The 3,263-nt window shown below is 68.7% G+C and carries 3 protein-coding genes and 1 rRNA gene; all 4 read right to left on the reverse strand.

Annotation, left to right across the window (positions count from 1 at the left end):
- Nucleotides 1-90: 90 nt before the first annotated feature.
- Nucleotides 91-1,263 carry an acetoin utilization protein AcuC gene (locus ACWD6R_RS40155; protein ID WP_451823283.1) on the reverse strand — a complete coding sequence of 391 codons (1,173 nt, stop codon included), beginning with the start codon at nt 1,261-1,263 and terminating at the stop codon, nt 91-93.
- Entirely contained in the window at nt 1,232-2,431 is a 1,200-nt protein-coding gene (locus tag ACWD6R_RS40160; protein ID WP_451823284.1) for an MFS transporter, read from the reverse strand. Before ACWD6R_RS40160 ends, ACWD6R_RS40155 begins: the two co-directional genes overlap by 32 nt.
- A 41-nt stretch (nt 2,432-2,472) precedes the next feature.
- Nucleotides 2,473-3,117: an HAD family hydrolase gene (locus ACWD6R_RS40165; RefSeq protein ID WP_451823285.1), complete on the reverse strand. Its 645-nt coding sequence runs from the start codon at nt 3,115-3,117 to the stop codon at nt 2,473-2,475.
- Between the two features lie 72 nt (nt 3,118-3,189).
- A 5S ribosomal RNA gene (gene rrf, locus ACWD6R_RS40170) occupies nt 3,190-3,263 on the reverse strand; the annotation flags it as partial.

Raw genomic sequence — 3,263 nt, forward strand, 5'->3', positions numbered from 1 at the left:
GGGAGACCCCATCCGAGGACCTTCCAGCGCCTTGGAATCGCACGCACCAGACCGCGTCCGCTTTCCGATCGAAGGTCACCCGACAGGCTCTCAGGCCAGCAGCCCCCGCAACGGAAACGCCGCCCGCCTGGTCGCCCGCACCGCCTGATCCAGCCGGTCCGCCGGGTCGTACCCCGCCTCCCACGGCTGCCACGAAGGCGTACGTCCGTCGGTCATCCGGCCCGGCCCCAGCTGCCGGGTCCGGGCATAGACCTCGTCCCGCCACGAGGCAGGAATCACCGTCTCGGGGTCCACCGGCGCATGCGCGGCGATCCCCACCAGATGCGTCCAGGACCTCGGCACCACATCGACGACCGCATACCCACCCCCGCCGAGCGCCACCCACCGCCCGCCCTCCGTATGCGCGTGGGCGAGCTCATGGCACGACTCCATGACCGCCCGCTGCGCGTCCAGCGACACCGCCAGATGCGCGAGCGGATCCTCGAAGTGCGTATCGGCCCCGTGCTGGGTCACCAGCACCTGCGGCCGGAAGTCCGCGATCAGCTCCGGCACCACCGCGTGGAACGCCCGCAGCCACCCCGCGTCCCCCGTACCGGCGGGCAGTGCCACATTCACCGCGGCCCCCTCCCCCGCACCGGAACCGGTCTCCTCCGGCCAGCCGGTCTGCGGGAAGAGCGTCCGTGGATGTTCGTGCAGCGACACGGTCAGAACCCGCGGGTCCTCCCAGAACGCGGCCTGCACCCCGTCACCGTGGTGGACGTCCACATCGATGTACGCGACCCGCTCCGCACCCAGCTCCAGCAGCCGGGCAATGGCGAGCGCCGGGTCGTTGTAGATGCAGAACCCCGCCGCACCGCCCGGCATCGCATGGTGCAGCCCGCCCGCGAAGTTCACCGCATGCGCGGTGTCCCCGCGCCACACCGCCTCGGCGGCGGCCACCGACTGCCCGGCGATCAGCGCCGACGCCTCGTGCATCCCCACGAACGCCGGATCGTCCATCGTCCCGAGCCCGTAGTTCTGATCGGCCGCCCTGGGATTCGCGGAGGCCGCGCGCACGGCCGCCACGTAGTCCTCACGGTGCACGAGCCGCAGCGTGGATTCCCCAGCCGGCTTGGCGGCCACCACATCCACCGCGTTGTCGAGACCGAACGCCCGCACCAGCCCCATCGTCAGGGCAAGCCTGACGGGGTCCATCGGATGACCGTCCCCGAAGTCGTATCCCGTTACTGCGTCATCCCACATCAACTGTGCGCGGCCGCTCATGCCCGCCACGGTATCGGGCAGGCTCCGAACCGAACGACTTGGCGTACGCGAGCGTCGCGAGCACCATCACCATCGGGACGAGCATCGCGCCCCGGTAGCTCCACGCGTCCCCGAGCGCACCCACCAGAGGCGACCCCACCAGGAACCCCACATAGTTGAAGACATTCAGCCGGGCGATCGCCGTGTCGCTCGCCCCCGGGAACATCCGCCCGGCGGCCGCGAACGTCTGCGGAACGACCACACAGAGCCCGAGCCCCAGCATGGTGAACCCGAGCATCCCGATCCACGCCCCGGAAGCCACCGCCACCACCGCGAAACCGGCCGCGGCCAGCACACTCCCGAACCGCACGACAGCCACAGCCCCGAACCGCCGCACCCCGAAGTCCCCCACGGCTCGCCCCAGCAGCGTCGTCACCATGTAGACGTTGTACGGAACGGTCGACAGCTGCTCGGAACTCCCCAGCACGTCCTGCAGATACTTCGCACTCCAGTTGGAGACCGTCGAGTCCCCGATGTACGCGAAGCTCATCACCAGACAGAGCGGCATCAGCAGCTTGAACGAGACCGAGCCGCCCTGACGCTCTGCCCCCTGCCTGTCGCCCTCAGCCTTCCCCTCGACGTACCACCGGCTCCCGATGAACGCGGCAGGCAGCAGCACGACGACCGCGGGAAGGTACGACACCAGCAGCGTGAGATCCCAGTGCGCCCCGGCCCACGCCATCGACGCCCCGGCGATCCCGCCCAGGCTGTACGCGGCGTGGAACCCGAGCATGATGCTGCGCCCGTACGCCCGCTGAAGGCTGACCCCCATCATGTTCATGGAGGCGTCGAGCGCCCCGACGGACAGTCCGAATACCCCGAGCGCGACGGCCGCCTGCCACAGCTCGCTGCCGGTCCCGACACCGAGCAGCGCCAGCAGCACAACGGGCTGCGCCCACCTCAGTACGACCCGGGGACGTACCCGCGCGACCACCTTCTCGGTGACCACGCTGCCCACACCGGCCAGGATCGGTACGGCGGCAAGGAACACGGGCAGCAGCCCGTCGGATATCCCGTACCGGTCCTGAATGGCAGGAATACGCGTCACGAGCAGGGCAAAAGTGACCCCTTGCACGAAGAAGCTGAATGCCAAGGAGGCCCTACCGTGCCGCAACCGCGCATCCGTCATGGCCGCAGCGTAGGGCCCTGGCCTACCCATGGGTAGATGGATCAGGCGAGCAGTTCCCGCAGTTGGGCCATGTCGGAGAAGTGCCCGGTCACCCCGGCGAGCCGGTCGGCGGGCATCATCGACGTGAACCCGTACACATCCATCCCCGCGGCCCGTGCCGCCTCCACCCCGAGCGGGCTGTCCTCGATGACGACACACCTCTCGGGCGGAACGCCCATCCGCTCAGCGGCGAAGAGGAACAGGTCGGGTGCCGGCTTCCCGTGCCCGACGTCCTCCGCACTGAAGATCCACTCCTCCTCGAACCACTGGTCGAGCCCGGTCTTGCGGTGCCCGACCCGGATCCGTTCGTGGCTCCCGGAGGAGGCCACGCAGTACGGCACTCCGTCGGCGACGAGCTTCCCCAGCACGTCGTCGACTCCTTCGACCGGTTCCAGCTCCTCCTGGAACGCGGTGAAGATCCGGGAGTGGAGCGTCTCGTCGAAGTCCGCGGGTAGCTTCTCCCCCGTCCTTTCCTCGACGAGGTCGTGCACCCGGTGCACGGCGGACCCCATGTAGTCATGGAGCGATTCCTCGTACGAGGTGGGGTGACCGAGCTCGGTCAGGTAGCCGGAGAGGATGGTGTTGGCGATCGGCTCACTGTCGACGAGCACACCATCGTTGTCGAAGATGACCAGTTCGTAGCGCATGGTTCGAGCCTAGACGCTCAGAACGCAGAAAAGCCCCGTGCCACAAGGGCACGGGGCTTTCCCGGAATAATTGTTCGGCGGCGTCCTACTCTCCCACAGGGTCCCCCCTGCAGTACCATCGGCGCTGAAAGGCTTAGCTTCCGGGT

Source organism: Streptomyces sp. NPDC005151 (genome assembly GCF_053599875.1).

What these genes read in the sequence shown, in the direction of transcription:
- ACWD6R_RS40160 (WP_451823284.1), bottom strand. Translation starts at nt 2,431, where the DNA reads ATGACGGATGCGCGGTTGCGGCACGGTAGGGCCTCCTTGGCATTCAGC.
- ACWD6R_RS40155 (WP_451823283.1), bottom strand. Translation starts at nt 1,263, where the DNA reads ATGAGCGGCCGCGCACAGTTGATGTGGGATGACGCAGTAACGGGATAC.
- ACWD6R_RS40165 (WP_451823285.1), bottom strand. Translation starts at nt 3,117, where the DNA reads ATGCGCTACGAACTGGTCATCTTCGACAACGATGGTGTGCTCGTCGAC.